Source organism: Luteibacter sp. GL_149, from assembly GCF_057834065.1.
In genome coordinates, this window is record NZ_CM174395.1 from 3,196,892 (window position 1) to 3,212,663 (window position 15,772).

Annotated in this window: 9 protein-coding genes and 1 riboswitch; of the genes, 4 read left to right on the forward strand and 5 right to left on the reverse strand. The window is 61.1% G+C overall.

What is annotated here, in order from left to right:
- Window positions 1-39 precede the first annotated feature (39 nt).
- Window positions 40-1,986: a ricin-type beta-trefoil lectin domain protein gene (locus AC3IR3_RS14160; RefSeq protein ID WP_489193032.1), complete on the reverse strand. Its 1,947-nt coding sequence runs from the start codon at window positions 1,984-1,986 to the stop codon at window positions 40-42.
- Between the two features lie 419 nt (window positions 1,987-2,405).
- Window positions 2,406-2,504, forward strand: a riboswitch (glycine riboswitch).
- Window positions 2,505-2,546: 42 nt separating this feature from the next.
- On the opposite strand from AC3IR3_RS14160, the gene gcvP reads away from it, so the two are divergent.
- Entirely contained in the window at window positions 2,547-5,417 is a 2,871-nt protein-coding gene (gene gcvP, locus AC3IR3_RS14165; RefSeq protein WP_489193034.1) for an aminomethyl-transferring glycine dehydrogenase, read from the forward strand.
- A gap of 65 nt (window positions 5,418-5,482) precedes the next feature.
- Here gcvP and AC3IR3_RS14170 read toward each other — a convergent pair whose 3' ends face one another.
- The 3 genes from AC3IR3_RS14170 to AC3IR3_RS14180 form a co-directional block, all read right to left on the reverse strand.
- Window positions 5,483-7,678: a hypothetical protein gene (locus tag AC3IR3_RS14170; protein ID WP_489193036.1), complete on the reverse strand. Its 2,196-nt coding sequence runs from the start codon at window positions 7,676-7,678 to the stop codon at window positions 5,483-5,485.
- A 193-nt stretch (window positions 7,679-7,871) separates the two neighbouring features.
- Window positions 7,872-9,275 (reverse strand): M16 family metallopeptidase, encoded by a 1,404-nt coding sequence (locus tag AC3IR3_RS14175; RefSeq protein WP_489193038.1) that lies wholly within the window; start codon window positions 9,273-9,275, stop codon window positions 7,872-7,874.
- An 11-nt stretch (window positions 9,276-9,286) separates the two neighbouring features.
- Window positions 9,287-10,645, reverse strand: a complete 1,359-nt coding sequence (locus tag AC3IR3_RS14180) for a M16 family metallopeptidase (RefSeq protein ID WP_489193040.1) — start codon at window positions 10,643-10,645, stop codon at window positions 9,287-9,289.
- A gap of 174 nt (window positions 10,646-10,819) precedes the next feature.
- Between AC3IR3_RS14180 and AC3IR3_RS14185 the strand changes: the two genes are divergently transcribed.
- Both AC3IR3_RS14185 and AC3IR3_RS14190 read left to right on the forward strand, forming a co-directional pair.
- Complete coding sequence (locus AC3IR3_RS14185; RefSeq protein WP_489193042.1) at window positions 10,820-11,485, forward strand: carbonic anhydrase; 666 nt, start codon at window positions 10,820-10,822, stop codon at window positions 11,483-11,485.
- A complete protein-coding gene (locus tag AC3IR3_RS14190) occupies window positions 11,482-12,357 on the forward strand; it encodes a bestrophin family protein (RefSeq protein ID WP_489193043.1) in 876 nt (291 codons plus the stop codon). Before AC3IR3_RS14185 ends, AC3IR3_RS14190 begins: the two co-directional genes overlap by 4 nt.
- Before the next feature lie 25 nt (window positions 12,358-12,382).
- Here the strand turns inward: AC3IR3_RS14190 and AC3IR3_RS14195 are convergent, their stop codons facing one another.
- Entirely contained in the window at window positions 12,383-14,404 is a 2,022-nt protein-coding gene (locus AC3IR3_RS14195) for a glycoside hydrolase family 3 protein (protein WP_489225025.1), read from the reverse strand.
- A 231-nt stretch (window positions 14,405-14,635) separates the two neighbouring features.
- Here AC3IR3_RS14195 and AC3IR3_RS14200 point away from each other — a divergent pair, with 231 nt between their 5' ends.
- A complete protein-coding gene (locus tag AC3IR3_RS14200; protein WP_489193048.1) occupies window positions 14,636-15,769 on the forward strand; it encodes a Fic family protein in 1,134 nt (377 codons plus the stop codon).
- The last annotated feature ends 3 nt before the right edge of the window (window positions 15,770-15,772 follow it).

A 15,772-nucleotide genomic window follows, 5' to 3' on the forward strand; every position in this document is an offset into this window, starting at 1 on the left:
CCTGGTCAATGTCGCGAGCAGCAAGTATTGGTCGCCAGGTCAAAGCCCTGCACGCAACACCTGGATCCGCCAACGCTGTTCCGCCCCTACCGCCGAGTAATCATCCGCCCAGTTATCGGGAATCCGGTCGGTCTTCGTGGTTCCCGGCGAAGGTATGAAGTCCCCCTTGGTCGGCCTGGACGGATAGCCCGCCCAAGGCAGAAGTACGGGGGTATACGGATTCACCGGAATGTCGTCGAATCGGCCCGGAGGCGCGTCGTACCGCACCTGACCTCCCTGGACGAACAACCGATATCGCTCGGGATCGCTTAATGCATGGAGCCTGTCGGCACGCCACTGCCACTGCTGGCTGGGCGATAGCGTGACGCACCGTGCGGCAATGACGGATTTGCTGGCTTCATCGATCGCCAGGCAACGGCCCGATCCACGATTTACATACCGGCTTTGCGCATCCAATCCCCATAGTTGATGACGAAGGCCCGCATCGCACGCAGCCAGACCAACGACGCCACCATCGTCCACCATGCATCCGCCGGACCGCTCAACCGACTGAATAAGGACCGTGATCTCAGGCGTCAGATAGGGATCGGACATATCGATTGTCCAGGGCGCCGATACGTCGCGACGAATGGGCGTCGTATCGAAAACATGCTTACCGGGGCTACTTTCATAGGATGCGTATTGCCACAACTCATATCCTGCCGCTACATCGACGGTCACGTCACCCTCGTAGGTTCCCGGCACTTTCCACCGGGACCAGTCCTGCAGCGAAGCTGCGTGCATCATCGGCGTGAGATGCGCGTTGAAGCGCTCCAAGACCTTGGCCGGAAATATAGGGCGCCTCGCATAGGCATCCAGCGGTTCCCGCTTTACGGGCGCCAGCACTGCCGTCCAGGTCACATCGCCCTCCACCCCGCCCGCCGCACGGAGCGAGTAATCCGTGAACTCCGTCTCGAGGGCGGTCGACTTCATGCTGGAATATCCAAGCGACACATTGAAAGGCAACTTCGCAGCCAGCCCCTCGTCGGGCTTACCGGTCGTGCTGACTTCCGAACCCACCGATCCTCCGATGGTAAAACCCTCCGTCTTTGTCGTCGTTTGCTTGAACGTCGTCGCGCCATCCGTCAGAGGAAAATGGTCGAGATAGGTAGGAACGATACCCTGCGCCCGCACGCTGTGACGCACGCTGTATTGCAACGGCGCGAATGCTCCCCAGCCATCTCGTCCCTTCACCTTCGTCCGGACGAGCCCGTGACGTGCCGGTGCAATGGTGGCGGACGAGATGACCGTGATCATTTTGTTGTCCGCCGATCCGGTGTGGCTGCGTACGATATCGATGCCAACGACTCCGGTGATCTCATTCGTTGCATCCGGAAAGTTGATGTCGAAATGCCGGGCCGGGCGCGACGCCTCCGGTGCGGCCTCGTCGAGTTCGACGGGCTCGCCATTCGTGCTTACAGGACGGTCGCGCTCGGTGGAACGCATGACCGACAGCAGACGCGACACTTCATCACTATCCCATGTCGCACCATCTCCTCCCACGAACAACTGAGTCCCCCGAAGGCTGTCCTTACGGAGCAGGAAATTCGCACCCCCGGATGAAATACCGAAAGTCTTCGCTACCATCGACCTGTCCATCTCGGAGCGGGCATCCATGCGAATGAATACTGGCACCCCCGAACCGACGAGCTGGCGAAGCACCTCGTCGTCCCCGACGGACAAAGGCAATGCGCTCGACGAAACCGTAACAAGCATCTTCCGGAATTCGTCGCTCGACAGACGCGCCAGATCGGTCCGCTCAAGCGATGCGATCGGCACAGTCTTCATTGTCTCGCCGTGCCGCCCTTCGGGCATGGCGCCTTGCCCGAAGACGACGACGGTGGTCGGCAGCAACCCTGACGTTGTCGCCGAAATGCCAGCAGCGCAGCACGTGCAGGCCAGGAAAACAGCCGCCGTAAGCGGGCGGCGGGAGAAGACTTTTTTCATGGGAACCTCCTTGTGTGGCCCGGCTCAACCATAGAGCAGGGACTTCAGAAGAATTCCTAGGCACCGACGTGGCCGACACTTTGCGAGGACTGGCCATATGCCGTCCAATGAAAGCGTTTTCGCAGACATTCACTGCAGTACGAAACCAACAAGCTCCGGACCTACAGTCAGTCGACCCATGACCCGCTCCCCTTCCGGGACGGGGACCCGCGCAGCTATCGGCATCCACCCACCCAAAAACGGCGCCAAATGAGGCGGTCCTATCCCCGGATAGGCCCCTGCCCATCCGGGCAGCCTGTCGGCAATCCCTTACCGAGGCGGGTATAATCGCTGGCATATCGTTCGGTGGGAGAAGCGGGCCCGACCCGCTGCCGAAGGCGCAACGCCCGTAATCGCTCAGGCTCCCATACCACCGCGCGGGGAAAGACTCTGGAGAGACCGGTTGAATCCGGCGCCGAAGGTGCAAGAGGCGGTTCCATCGCTTCCAAACTCTCAGGCAAAAGGACAGAGGGGCGCCCCACGTGCGGCACGGCACGTTGTACCCGGACGCCCCTAACGCCATGAGCCAGAAATCCTTTTCCTCGCTGCGCGAGCTCGAGCATCACGACGCCTTCGTCGAGCGCCACATCGGCCCGAACGATGCCGAGATCGCGGAAATGCTGCGCGTCGTCGGCCACGCATCGCTCGAATCGATGACCGATGCGATCGTCCCCGGCTCGATCAAGTCGCCCGCTCCGCTCGCGCTGCCCGACAGCATCACGGAAGTGGAGGCTCTCGCGAAAATTCGCGCTATCGCCGATAGCAATACCGTCTACCGCAGTTTCATCGGCCAGGGCTACTACGGCACCCACACGCCGAACGTCATTCTGCGCAACGTGCTGGAGAACCCGGCGTGGTACACGGCGTATACGCCCTACCAGGCCGAAATCTCGCAGGGCCGCATGGAAGCGCTCATCAACTTCCAGACGATGGTCGCCGATCTCACCGGCATGGATATCTCCAACGCTTCGCTGCTCGACGAGGCCACCGCCGCCGCCGAAGCGATGACGCTGGCAAAGCGCTCCGCGAAGTCGAAGTCCAACGTGTTCTTCGTATCGCGCGACATTCATCCGCAGACGCTCGAAGTGCTGCGTACGCGCGCCGACGGCATCGGTATCGAACTGCACATCGGCGACGACAGCGAAGGTTCGACCGTCGATAGCTTCGGCGTGCTGCTGCAGTATCCGAATACATTCGGCCGCATCAACGATTACCGCGCACTGTCCGAAGCCGTGCACGCCCGCGGCGGCATCGTTGCCGTAGCAACCGACCTGCTCGCGCTTACCCTGATCGCTTCGCCGGGTAGCTGGGGTGCAGATATCGTCGTCGGCAACAGCCAGCGTTTCGGCGTGCCGTTCGGATTCGGCGGCCCGCACGCCGCCTATCTCGCCTGCCGCGATGCCTACAAGCGCTCGATGCCGGGCCGCCTGATCGGCGTGTCGGTCGACAGCGAAGGCAAGCCGGCATATCGGCTCACGCTGCAAACGCGCGAACAGCACATCCGTCGCGAGAAGGCGACATCCAACATCTGTACCGCCCAGGTCCTGCTTGCCGTCATGGCGAGCATGTACGCCGTCTATCACGGCCCCGAAGGCCTGGCCCGCATCGCCAACCGAACGCATCGCCTTACCGCGATCCTCGCCGGCGCCCTGCGCGGCGCGAACGTCGCCGTCGGCGACAACTTCTTCGACACATTGCACGTCACCGGCGTCGATGCGAAGGCGATCCACGCAGCCGCGAATAACGCGGGCATCAACCTGCGCGCCATCGATGCATCCAGTGTCGGCATCAGTCTCGACGAAACGACCACGCGCGCGGACGTCGTTGCGCTGGCCGGCGTATTCGGCGCAAAGATCGACGATATCGACGCGCTGGACGCGACCACGGGAAACGCCCTGCCCGCCGGACTTCGCCGCGACGTCGACTTCCTGCAGCATCCGGTATTCAACACGCACCATAGCGAACATGAGTTGCTGCGTTATCTGCGCGGCCTCGCCGACAAGGATCTCGCGCTCGACCGCACGATGATTCCGCTTGGTTCGTGCACGATGAAGCTCAACGCCACCGCGGAAATGATTCCGGTGACGTGGCCGGAGTTCGCGAACATCCATCCGCTGGCTCCGGCCTCGCAGGCCACCGGCTACAAGCAGTTGATCGACGAACTCGAAGCCATGCTTGTCGAGTGTACGGGTTACGACGCGGTCAGCCTGCAGCCGAACTCCGGCGCGCAGGGCGAATACGCGGGCCTGCTCGCCATTCGCGCCTACCATCGCTCTCGCGGCGAGGAACATCGCGACATCTGCCTCATTCCGGAATCGGCGCATGGCACCAATCCGGCGTCGGCACAGATGTGCGGCATGACGGTAGTCGTCACCAAGTGCGACAGCAACGGCAACGTCGATGTCGACGACATCCGTGCCAAGGCCGAGAAATACTCCGACCGTCTCGCCGCGCTGATGATCACCTATCCGTCCACGCACGGCGTGTTCGAGGAAGACGTGGTCGCCATCTGCGACATCGTCCACGAGCACGGCGGCCAGGTGTATACCGACGGCGCGAACATGAATGCGCTGGTCGGTGTCGCCAAGCCCGGCAAGTGGGGTTCGGACGTCTCACACCTCAACCTGCACAAGACCTTCTGCATTCCGCACGGCGGCGGCGGCCCGGGCGTCGGCCCGTGCGCGGTCAAGTCGCACCTTGCACCGTTCCTTCCGCGCTCGCTGGGTGGAGAAGGCGACGTCGGCATGGTCAGCGCCGCGACGTTCGGTTCGGCCTCGATCCTGCCCATCTCCTGGATGTACATCACACTGATGGGCACGGCGGGCCTGCGCAAGGCCACCCAGGTCGCGCTGCTCAACGCCAACTACATCGCCAAGCGCCTCGCCCCGCATTTCAAGACGCTTTACACCGGCCGCAACGGCCTGGTCGCGCACGAATGCATCCTCGATCTTCGCCCGCTGAAGGACGCCACGGGCATCGGTGCCGAGGACGTCGCCAAGCGCCTGATCGACTTCGGCTTCCATGCGCCGACGCTGAGCTTCCCGGTGGCGGGCACGCTGATGGTCGAGCCGACGGAAAGCGAATCGCAGCATGAACTCGATCGTTTCATCGACGCCATGATCCAGATCCGCGACGAAATCCGCGCCGTGGAAGATGGCCGCCTGGATCGCGAAGACAACCCGTTGCGCAACGCACCGCACACCGCCGCCATGGTCACGGCGACGGAGTGGACGCATGCCTATCCGCGCGAACTGGCCGCCTTCCCGCTGCCCAGCCTGAAACTGCAGAAGTACTGGTCGCCGGTGGCGCGCGTCGATAACGTGTATGGCGACAAGAACATCATGTGCGCCTGCATTCCCATCGACGCGTTCAAGGACGAAGTCGACGCCTGATAGCGTTGTCGTAGAAATGAAAAGGCCTCGCATAGCGAGGCCTTTTCATTCATATCCCTTGCGGCTTATACCCTGCCACGTGCTCTGACCTCGCTCGAATCCCGACTGCTGCGCACCAGAGGCGGCTTACGCAACGTCCACTCTTTCGTGACTTCCGGCTTGTAAGTCTTGACGACATGCTCGCGCAGCATCTCCTTGATCGCCGCACGCATGGCGGCGGAGTCGGAACGCTTCGCGGCATCGCGCAAATTGTCCAGGTGCGGCTGCGCGGACGGCGTCGCCGCCATCATGCCGACCATCTCCCTCTGCAAGACGGTACCCTGACGGGGATTGGCCATGTTGCGCCCTAACGCATCGAAAGCCGCCCCGTGCTGCTCCGCATAGTCGTCCCACCAGGTGGTGGGACCCGGCTTGCCGAGTTTGGAACGCGCCAACGGCATCAGATAATCGAGTGACTCCGTTCCAAGCTGCGCTTGTCGCACTCGTTTGTCCGACACACTGGTTCCCGCATCGACATTCAGCCCGGCGCCGACTGGCATCGACACCTTCGATACTGACCGCTCCGTGTCGAAAGTCTGATGCACAAGCAGAACCGGCTGACCATCCTTGATCTTGAAAACCGATTTAGTCGCCTGACCACACTCCTGCGGAAAGCCCACGTTAGCCACTCCCTCCACGAGCTTCCCTACATCGAAACCAGGCATGCCTATTTGCCCTACGGCCTCATTGACGACATTCGCGACCAACCCTCTCGAATTAAAGGCACCCTTCAGTTCGACCTCGACGAACTGGCCGCGCAAAGTCGGCTCTTCGTGACGGCACACATCGATCAGGGAAAGCTTTGCACCCACACTCGCTTTGCCGCCCACAATCGCACTCCCCTCCGATTCAAAAGCGACGATATGGCGAACCGAGGGCGTTTCGATGGACTCCCTGAGCGATGCAGGACGAAGCAGGGATTTGTGCTGCTCCAACAAATCGACGATATGCCGATCGGCGGACTCATCGATGGCACCGGCCAACTTCAGCGATACGTAGTTCTTCAGGAGCGAAGCCGAATCACTCAGCGCGGCACTCCTGCATTTCGCACCGCCATCTCCTTTGCCCAGCGATATATCCGTCAACAGACGGCTAGCCTCTTTCGCATGCGTCCTCATCGCGCTTGCCAGATCGTCACTGTTTGCGTGGCGCGAAGCACTCGATCCGAGCCGCCGACGCGCGAGGTCGGGATTGAAATCGTACATGTCCACGATATCCATGGACTGGGTTTTCACCCCTTGCTCCGTTTTCACCTGTACCCCGACCTTGAGTTCGATAACGTCGCCAAACGCAAGCCTGGCCGATGCCGAGGCGACCCCCACCTTCAGATACTCGACGGGGCGCGGCGTCTCCTTCCCCACCGGTTTGACCATATCGGCGGGTAATCCCATCCGTTCCAGTCGCTCGTTAAGCGACGAGCGGGAAACCGCGAGACGACCAGCGTCTTTCTCGTAGGAGCCTGCCAGAGCGACGATGCTCCGCATGTTGGCCAGCGCACGCAATGGACTTGCGTGGTACCAGGCGCCAAGCTTGCCACTCTCGGCGCTCACATAATCTTCCAGATTCGCATACGTCTTGCCTCGGGTTGAACCAAGGGTCGCGTCGAGCCCGACGAAGTCCTTGAGAAGCCCGATCCCCACACCAACTGTAGTGGTGGTTTTTTTCTGAATCGCCTTGCTCGCAAGTCCCGCGACCGTCTGCGTCGCCTCCACTAAAAAACGTACCGAGCCCCCGGGCTCGAATCCATACGAGACTCCCAAGGATGCACCGCCGCCGCGCTCGCCACCTTCCGGCAGGTGAGTACTAAACGAGCCGAATTCCGAATCCAGCCGAGCTTTGACCTGCTCGTTCAGTGCGGACCGGAAGTGCCACTTCATCATCCTGCTGACAGCCCGGGCCTCGGGATCCGGCAGGACAGACACGTTCTCAAAGGGGTCGAGAACGTTCTGGGCTCGTATGAAATACCGAAGACCGGTAGCCAGTTGCTCTCGGGTGTAAGGCGCTTCCATTTCCATCGCCGCGATACTTTCAGCCAGCAACCGCGTCTTGCGGAGTTTCTGGCGCGATTTCTTACCGTCATCCGGTTGGGCGGCTTCAAGCCGTCGCTCCATTACCTCGACGATGCGCTTCAATTCGGGCTTACCTAACCCAGAGGGGCCGACATGCGTCGAAATGGAATTCAATGCCGGATCCGAGTCCGTCAATCCATTGTCCTTGCCCATAAAAGCCTGCTCCATGCTTATTGTTGGCGGGGTATAAGCCCCATCCTTACGTCATCGCTTCTCACGAGCTATCGGCATCGGGCCTGTCAGCGGGTAGGGGGATACCCAATATGCAACGCCGCCCCGAAGTACCCGATCGATGCAAGGGCATCATTGCTCCCGAAAAAAAACCCCGCGAATGCGGGGTTTTTCTTCAGGGCTTGATCACCCTGAAATTTCCATGCGCCTTCAACTGCGAATCGATGGCTTTTTCATCGCCGACGATAACGATGCTTTGCAAGGCAGGATCGAAATAATGACTACCGATCGCTGTAACCTGTTCCGTCGTCACCCGGGATGTTTTCTCCACGTATTCGGTAACGAACGATGCAGGTAATTTATGCGTCCAGGTCGTTGCGAGCGTGTTTGCAAGGCTGCGCTGTTGCTGATTGCGATAGAGGTACAACCCGGCAATCAACCGTTTCGCACCGACGAGTTCTCCGTCACTGGCAGGCTGTGTGGCCATGCCGCGCAGAAGCTTGTCCACCTCGTCCAGGGTCGGCCCAGTCACTTCGTTGCGAACGGCGGCCACGACAAGGAGTTCGCCACCGGCACGACGCGGCGTAATAACCGACCCCGGCGAATAGGTGTAACCCTTGTCCTCGCGGATATCCTCCGTCAACCGGCTGCTGAACGAACCACCGAAGATCATATTTGCCACGGTCAGCGGCACATAGTCGACGTTGTTTGCGGAAACCGTCGGATGTCCCATGCGAATCGCGGACTGTACGCTTCCATCGCGCTGCACCAGTACGCGTACCGGCTGGATATCGGCGGGGACCGGAATTTCAGTGGGCGGCGCACCGCTGGCCTTCCAGCGGCCGAACGTGGCCGTGGCCAGCGCGAGCGCTTTACCGGCATCGATCTTCCCGACAATAACCAGCAACGCACGATCCGGACGCGCGCGCCGCGCATACTCGGCGCGCAGGCTCGCCGGCGTAGCGGCTTCGATCGACGCTTCGGTAGGAACAATACGGGCATAGGGATGATCGCCATACAGCGCGGTCGCGAAAGCGCGCGAAGCCTGCCACGCCGGCTCCCCTTCCGATGCCTTCAGTTCCTGTAGTGCATTGGCCTTGCCCAGTGTCACCTCCTTATCCGGAAAAGTGGCATGCAGGGCGATATCGCCGAGCAGATCCATCAAGACAGGCGCATGCGACGCCAGCGCGGTACCTCTCAACGTAATGGCGTCGGCACTGGAGCCCGACGAGAATTCCCCGCCGATAGCCTGCCATTGCTCGGCCAGCTGCTGCGAACTGCGCGTGGTCGTACCCGCATCGAGCAAGCCGGAAAACAGATCGGATACCGCCGGCGCATTGGCGGGATCGGCGGCAGTACCGCCGAGCAACGTCAATACGGCGGTAATCTTGGGCATGCCCTCGCGCGGGACGATCCATACCGTCAATCCGTTCGGCAACACGTGTTGATCGACCGGCAATGGCGGAAGCGGCTTCGCTTCACCGTACGGGGGCAGGTCTTTCGGAAAAACAGGTTCGGCCGATTGCGCGATACCGGTAAAAGCAAGCGCAAACGCGGCCGTCAGTGTCAACGTTTTCATTTTCGGCCCCTTCACTTGGCTGCGACCGGTGTGCGATCGATGACGCTGCGATTTGCGGCGACCAGGTAGGTGCGTGCCACTCTCTGCACATCGGCGGCGGTGACGCCATCAATCAGTTTCGGCACGTCGTTCACCGCACGGGCATCGCCCCACAGGGTCTGCAACTTGGCAATCGCATCCGCACGATTAATGAATGACTCCAGCTGCCCGTACCAGTCGGAAAGCATCTTCGTTTTGACACGTGCCAGCGAGGCCGAATCGACCCCATCGCGATCGATGCGCGCGATTTCTTCGTCCAGACCCTTCAGAACGGCATCGGGCGATGCCGTCGGTTTGTACATCGCAAAGAGGCTCAGCATCGTGGGGCCATCGAAATCCCAGGCATCGCCGAGCGGGAAGTTAAGGCCGCCATCGATATTGCTAAGCAGTTCGCGGTTCTTGACCAGCCCCTGGTAAAACCGCGACGCATTGTCGCCGACCAGCAGCTGGCTCAGTACCGCCATCGCCGCATGATCGCGACTGCCTCTCGGCGGCGCCTTCCAGCCGATGGCAAGCGCCGGTACCCGCGCCAGAGAATCGGTCTCGCTTGTGCGGCGCTCTTTGGTATTCAGCGACTCGGATACATCGCCACGCGCCGGTGCCGCCTGCGCCGGTATATCGCCGAAGTATTTCTCGACCAGGGCGAACACCTGCGCCGCATCGACGTCGCCGGCCACACCAATCACCGCATTGCCCGGCTGATAGAACGTCGCGTGAAAAGCCTTTACGTCGTCGATCCGGGCGCTGTCCAGATCCTTGAACGAACCGTAACCATCGTGCTTATTGGCCCACTTATCGAACGCCAGCGCATTCAGATGGGTCCAGTAAAACAGGCCATAGGGCTGATTCGTCACGTTGACCCTGATTTCTTCTTTCACCACGTCGCGCTGATTGGTCAGGTTCTTCTCGCTGAAATCGAGCGCACGCATGCGGTCGGCTTCCAGCCACAACATGGGCGCAAGCGCCGTGGCGGGACCCGTCTCGATATAGTTCGTGAAGTCGGCGCGGGTGGATCCATTGTTGATACCGCCACCTCCCTGAATTACGCGATCGAACACGCCCTTGGGCGATACCGGGGTGCCCTGGAACATCAGGTGTTCGAAGAGATGCGCAAAGCCGGTACGGTTTTCAGGTTCGAGCCGCATGCCCACGTGATAGACGACGCTGATCCCGACGACGGGCGATGTGTGGTCTTCGCTCACGACCACCACCAGACCGTTATCGAGCTTCTTTACCGCTATCGGCAACTTCCAGCTGTCGGCATCGGCGGCGTGCGCGCCCATGCTCAGACCCAGCACCGTCGCGAGGACGGCTACTCCAAAACGACGCATCGCGATCCCCTGCATTGATCCAGATCGCAGTCATAAGACAGTCTCGGCGAACTGGCAAGTGCGAAGAGACCCCCTCGCCCGGCGCCCGATTATCCCGGGGGATGGAGGACTAACCGCCACACAGGCATCATGTACCCATGCCGGCAGCGGACGGCCAAGCACAGGACGATAACGATGATCACCGAAACACCCGCTGGCACCGATCTGCTCGGCCTCCTGAAAGGCGTCGATGCATTCACGCACAAGGTCTTTCCGGAAAGCGCCGAGCTGTTCAGCGAACTGGCGACAGGACAGGCCCCACATACGCTCTTCATCACCTGTGCCGATTCGCGCGTCGTGCCCGAGATGATTACCCAGACGCAGCCAGGCGAGTTGTTCGTCTGCCGCAACATCGGCAATATCGTTCCCGGCTACGGAGAAATGCTGGGCGGCGTCTCCGCGGTGGTCGAGTACGCGATCATGGTACTCGGCGTCAGTCAGATCGTGGTTTGCGGTCACACCGACTGCGGTGCAATGAAGGGCCTGCTCGCCCCCGACTCCACTCGCGGCATGCCGACGGTGGAAGCGTGGCTGCGCAATGCGGAAGCGGCCCGAAGCACGGTCTTCGCGCGACGGCTCGAAGGTTCCGAGGCCATGCAGGCATTGATCGAAGAGAACGTCCGACTTCAATTGATGCATCTGCGGACTCATCCTGCCGTCGCGGCTGGCCTCGCCGAACGTCGCCTCGCCTTGCAGGGCTGGGTCTACGACATCGAGCACGGGCGGGTATCCATACTGGACGAGGCCGCCGGCAAGCTGATCACATTGGACGAAGCCATTGCGCGCGAGGCGAAGCTATGATCGTTCCCGGCCGCGCCCATCTCGGCCATATCCTCAGATACGTCGGCAGGCCGCTGATCCTGCTATTCGCGTGGGATGTCGCCGTAACAGCCGCCTATTACTTCTTCGCTTCGTACTGGGTGCAGTTCCCCGCGTTGCCACTCACCCTGCTGGGTTCCGCGGTCGCCGTCTATCTCAGCTTCCGGAATACCACCGCCTACGCACGCTGGTGGGAAGCCCGCACACTCTGGGGTTCGATGGTGAATTCGTCGCGAACGTTCGCGCGCGAAGTCGCCACACTGCTCCCCGCCGGCACCACGAACACGCTACTGGTCCATCGTCACATCGCTTATGTGCAGGCGTTGCGGATGCATCTGCGCAGGCAGCCACCCTGGGACGAGCTCGCGGCGCGATTGCCAGATGAGGAACTCGCCCGGTTGCGCGACGTCGCGAACGTACCGCAGGCCATCCTGACCCGTACCGCCACGATGGTAAGGACAACCGGTGTCGACGACATGCGGCATGTCGCGGTCGAGAACACGTTCGCGGAACTGACCAACGCGCAAGGCGGCCTGGAACGCATCAAGAATACGCCGCTCCCTCAGCAATACGCGACCTACCCCGCACTGTTCACACATGCCTTCTGCATCCTCCTTCCGCTTGGAATGGTGGAAGCGCTGGGGCTTTACACGCCCCTGGGTTCGACAGCGGTCGGTTTTCTTTTCCTCGCGCTACTGCAGATCGGCAACGACATGCAGAACCCCTTCGAAAACACCGAAAACGACGTCCCCATGACGGCTATCACCCGCGGCATCGAAGTCGATCTTCGCGACGCATTGGGCGAAGCCCACGGGCTCGATCCCGTGGCCATCGAGGACGGCGTTCTCTGGTAACCACCCCGCAAAACGGAGTCCGGCTTCAGTCCGCCAGGGGGTAACGCAATCCATGGCCGCGCGGATAACGCACGACGGCGGCCGAGCCCCCTGTCGCCGGCTCGTAAACATTGACCGGCAACCGGCCCTTAGGATTCAGCGAGCCCACCACGACATCGACAGCCATCGGTAGCGATGGGCCACGCAAGGCGCCCTCGTAGCCGAAGTAGGAGTACGTGGCCAGCGTCGCCCCGGGAAGATCGTCGAAATCGACCGAGTCGTACGGTGCGCGCATAGTGACGTGAATCAGCTTCCTGCCGGTATGCGATACGTACTCCATGGCGGACCGAAGACGCATCCACGTATCGGCTTCGCCGGCATACGATAAGCGTGCGTGCCCGGCATTCGCCCAACCGGACTGGTCTTCATTGAAAACAAGCGATCCGCTGCGAGACATCATGCGTTCCGCGTCGAACAACGCCGGGTACCCACGCGCGCCGGATAAGTTCGTGGCAGGCGAGCCCGCGCGAGTTGTCATACTGCCGAGCAGCACGACGTCCGCTTTATCGATCGCACGTCGCAGCCCGGCATCCGTCACAGCGGCCAACGATGTATGAGTAACGTGCGCGAATCCATGCTCCGCGAAGCGGCGCTGCATAGCCGTTGCCTGCTCCACCCAGGGGGTGACGATAAGGATATTCGCCGCACGATCGGCGATGGGAAGCATGTCCCCGTCGTTACGGATCATCGTGATCGATCCGGCGGCGATCTTCCGCTCCACGTCGCGGTGCGCTTCGCTTCCGATCATCGAGGTGTCGGATACTGGCCGCAATGCGGTCGCAGGGGCGATTCCCCTACGAATTTTCATACGTACGATGCGCCGCACGGATTCGTCCAGCTCCGCGCGATCGAGCGCACCGCTATCCACCGCAGCCACGACCGCATCGATCGCCGATGACAGGCGACTGGCATCCGCGGCACGCCGAACCTCGACCGGCATCAACGCGATGTCCACATCGGCACGAAACACGCGGATGAGAACGTCCAGCGGATCGAAGAAGTTCGCAATGGCTTTCATTTCCAAAGAATCGGTGACGGTCACGCCGTCGAACCCGAGTTCGTCGCGCAGGATGTCTCGCTGAATGGTCCTGGACATGGTCGCCGGCACGACGATGCTCTCACCCGTTAACGTCGTCACCCGTGACGAGTCGAGGGCGCCGTACTGAATATGCGCGGTCATGACCATCTCAGGCCGAACAGTCGAAGCAAAGGCCGCACGGTAAGGTGCCAGGTCGATGGCAAACGCGTCCTCCCTACTCTTGTCGACGACAGGAAGGCCGAAGTGCGAATCCGTCGTCGTATCCCCGTGTCCGGGAAAATGCTTCAGCACACCGATCACGTTGCGATTGGCCATGCCTTCCAACAAGCCGGTGCCCAGTCGGCCCACCACCTCCGGGTCGTCACCGAGCGATCGCACATTGATGACCGGATTCAGCGGATTGCTGTTGACGTCGACGGTAGGCGCGAAGTTCACATTGAGGCCGAGCGATGCCATCTCCGCGGCAAGAACCTCGCCCTGACGGACAGCAAGCCCGGCATCGCCGCTGCCGAGATAAGCCGCGGCGAGGGCCATGTTGCCGGGAAACGTGGTTGCCTTGTCGCGCGGAAGGCGAAATACGTTCCCCCCCTCCTGGTCGATCGCGAGAAGCAGGCCGACGTTCTTCGCGGAATTCGCCTGCCCGAATGCCTCGACGAGATGTCCCATCTGATCGACGCCCTGAACATTGTCCGAGAAGAAGATGACGCCTCCCAGACCGTTGTCCCGGACGATCCGCATGACATCCGGGTTCCCCGTCGTCAGTCCCGACGTGCACGATGGATCGTCGTCATCGCACCAGTAACGAAAAGCCATCATGAGTTTCTGACCGATCTTTTCTCGCGTGGACATACCATCGACGATCTCTCGAGCCATGGCATCGGTATCGGCCCGGGAATCCGCACTGGCCATGCCGCAGAACGCGGGGACCATGAAGGCGACGGTGAAGGCAAGCTGCTGGCGATATCTCATGAAGACGCTCCGTGACCATTGATTTGATCGAACGGAACCCTAGCCCGATATCGAATCCAGGCAGGAAGGGGTATCCAGCAATATGGCGTAGGTATTCCGGCCGGGAAAAACGCAGCCCCCCTTACCATCTCAGCAAGACATGAGACCGATGAGCCGAATAATAGCCACATTCGGCTCATATTATGAGCCGAATGTGGCTATTATTCGGCTCATCCACCCTGAGGCGGTCATATGACTCATTGGATCTGGCAACAAAACGGCTGGCCTGCACTGACCTGGGATATGCCCCAGCTCGCAGCGCCGTTGCGCGCCTGCGTCGAAACCCAGGCCCGCCTGCTGGGACGGGTGGGCGCGATCGACCGGGCTGGCAACGCACAGAACGAACTCGATGCCCTGCTTCAGAATATCGTCACGTCTACGGCCATCGAGGGAGAAGAGCTCAATGTCGGCTCCGTACGCTCCTCGCTCGCCCGCCGCCTGGGCCTCGAGCAAACCGGGCGAACAACGCGTCGCAGCGAGGGCCTGGCCGAACTCCTGATAGATGCCACCCAGCATCAGGACACCCCCCTGACTCTGGCCCGCCTTCTTCAGTGGCACCACCTGCTATTCGTCGACGACGACACGATCCTCCCCCGCCGCATACGCTTCGGCGAACTGCGTGGCCACGAACCGATGCAGGTAGTCTCCGGAAGGATAGACAAGCCAGTAGTCCACTTCGAAGCGCCGCCGCGCAACGGTCTCGAAAACCAGCTCGATGCTTTCCTCGAATGGTTCGACAGGACTCGCGACGATCCGCATCTCGATCCGCTGCTTCGGGCGGGCATAGCGCACTTCTGGTTCGTGACGCTACATCCATTCGACGACGGAAATGGACGCCTGACTCGCGCCATCACCGATCTGGCATTAGCGCAGGGCGATTCGCAGGCCATCCGCTTCTATGCGATGTCCGCAAGCATTCTGGACGACCGTGCAGGTTATTACCGGACACTCGAATCGACACAAAAAGACGGGCTCGACATCACCATCTGGCTTCAATGGTTTCTGATTACCTTGCTGAGCAGTCTTGAACAGGCGCTCGCGCGCATCGATCGCGTGCTTGCCAAATCGCGCTTCTGGCAGAGTCGCCGGGATAACGCCCTGTCGGCGGATCAGATCAAAGTCCTGAACCGAATGCTGGATGGCATGTTGCTCGGCGATAAGCTGGGTTTCGAGAACGGCATCAGTGCATCGCAGTACCAGGCGGTAACCAGGGTCAGCAAGGCAACGGCTACCCGGCACCTGACCGATCTGGTGGAAAAGGGTTGCATGTCGCGACTTCCCGGTGGCGGACGCAACACGCGCTACGCACTCGTTCTGGAGCGATAACCT

Excerpts from the sequence above, each read along its gene's own strand:
- AC3IR3_RS14195 (WP_489225025.1), bottom strand. The coding sequence starts at position 14,404 with ATGAGATATCGCCAGCAGCTTGCCTTCACCGTCGCCTTCATGGTCCCC.
- AC3IR3_RS14175 (WP_489193038.1), bottom strand. The coding sequence starts at position 9,275 with ATGAAAACGTTGACACTGACGGCCGCGTTTGCGCTTGCTTTTACCGGT.
- AC3IR3_RS14180 (WP_489193040.1), bottom strand. The coding sequence starts at position 10,645 with ATGCGTCGTTTTGGAGTAGCCGTCCTCGCGACGGTGCTGGGTCTGAGC.
- AC3IR3_RS14200 (WP_489193048.1), top strand. The coding sequence starts at position 14,636 with ATGACTCATTGGATCTGGCAACAAAACGGCTGGCCTGCACTGACCTGG.
- AC3IR3_RS14190 (WP_489193043.1), top strand. The coding sequence starts at position 11,482 with ATGATCGTTCCCGGCCGCGCCCATCTCGGCCATATCCTCAGATACGTC.
- AC3IR3_RS14160 (WP_489193032.1), bottom strand. The coding sequence starts at position 1,986 with ATGAAAAAAGTCTTCTCCCGCCGCCCGCTTACGGCGGCTGTTTTCCTG.
- AC3IR3_RS14185 (WP_489193042.1), top strand. The coding sequence starts at position 10,820 with ATGATCACCGAAACACCCGCTGGCACCGATCTGCTCGGCCTCCTGAAA.
- AC3IR3_RS14170 (WP_489193036.1), bottom strand. The coding sequence starts at position 7,678 with ATGGGCAAGGACAATGGATTGACGGACTCGGATCCGGCATTGAATTCC.
- gcvP (WP_489193034.1), top strand. The coding sequence starts at position 2,547 with ATGAGCCAGAAATCCTTTTCCTCGCTGCGCGAGCTCGAGCATCACGAC.